1 protein-coding gene is annotated in these 821 nt (G+C 57.7%); it reads left to right on the top strand.

The window, feature by feature from the left end:
• Positions 1 to 373: 373 nt before the first annotated feature.
• Positions 374 to 821 (top strand): quinolinate synthase NadA (locus tag NW838_RS06020; protein WP_414427695.1); only part of this gene is annotated, 448 nt, incomplete at its 3' end.

The raw sequence follows: 821 nt of genomic DNA, 5'->3' as shown, positions 1-821 counted from the left end.
GGCTTTGGATCTCTCTTTGCTGGTGGTGTGACCCTGAGCCAAGTCCTCGCTGGACACTGCTTTATTGCTACGCAACGCTGTTGCGACTAATGCTACTTTGAGAAGACAACTGAGAAGACAACCTAAGCCCAGCTCCAGCTCAACCGGGCGCCGCGAAAGGCTTCGCCGCGCATCTGGGTTGGGGGTTGCTTCTCTTGCCGGCTCAGATACCCCCCAAAGCAGAGTCGACCAACTCCAGGAGATGGGCTTTCCGTTATTGCTGCGCGCTGCTCCTGCAAACGCATTAGCGGGACAAAGTCCTCAGATCGTGTCCAGCCTCCAGAGGAACAAAACCGTTATTGCTACGCAACGCTGTCGCGACAAGAAGTCGAAAATGAAGGGAGAAACCCCATTGCTACACAACACTGCCACAATCGTCCAGGAGATTGCCCGGCTCAAACAGGAAAGGCAGGCAGTTATCCTCGCGCATTCGTATCAGCTCCCTGAAGTTCAAGAGGTGGCGGACTTTGTGGGAGACTCCTTAGGACTGGCTCGGGAGGCTCAAAAGACGAGCGCCCAGGTGATTGTCTTTGCGGGCGTGCATTTTATGGCGGAGACGGCTGCCATCCTTAACCCGGAAAAGACGGTGCTGCTGCCGGATCTGGAGGCGGGCTGTTCCTTGGCCGATAGCATTCGCCCGCAAGATGTGCTGCGGTGGAAGGCAGCCTGCCCTGAGGGCCTGGTGGTGGCCTACGTCAACACCGCTGCCGAGATCAAGGCTCTGGCAGATGTCTGCGTAACCAGCGCCAACGCAGTTCAAGTGGTGGCCAGCCTGCCCCGGG

This window comes from Synechococcus sp. R55.2 (assembly GCF_047462075.1).
Lineage (GTDB): Bacteria > Cyanobacteriota > Cyanobacteriia > Thermostichales > Thermostichaceae > Thermostichus.
The sequence above is the reverse complement of the archived record's forward strand: the minus strand, read 5'-3'. Positions and strand labels throughout refer to the sequence as shown.